The 249-nt window shown below is 59.0% G+C and carries 1 pseudogene; it reads left to right on the top strand.

What is annotated here, in order from left to right:
- Window positions 1-116 precede the first annotated feature (116 nt).
- Window positions 117-249 (top strand): annotated as a pseudogene (locus H7A85_RS20705) (IS3 family transposase); the annotation flags it as partial.

The raw sequence follows: 249 nt of genomic DNA, 5'->3' as shown, positions 1-249 counted from the left end.
CACGTCCACCTGCCGAAGTTTGGCGACGATCTCTTCCGGCTTGTGCTTCTTCTGTCCCATTCTCGTGTCCTCCATCAGCTCGAAAGCCTACTTCAGGGAGGACCACTTTTCAGGGGGCAGACCAGATCGACCGGAAGCTGAAGTCCGCGGACGTCATCGACGTTCTGTCCGACCTCTTCATCCTACGCGGCGTGCCAGGGCACATCCGATCCGACAACGGTCCTGAGTTCATCGCCAAGGCAGTGCGGA

The sequence above is a fragment of the Aureimonas sp. ME7 genome (genome assembly GCF_903970965.1).
In the GTDB taxonomy this organism is placed as follows: Bacteria; Pseudomonadota; Alphaproteobacteria; order Rhizobiales; family Rhizobiaceae; genus Aureimonas.
The sequence above is the reverse complement of the archived record's forward strand: the minus strand, read 5'-3'. Positions and strand labels throughout refer to the sequence as shown.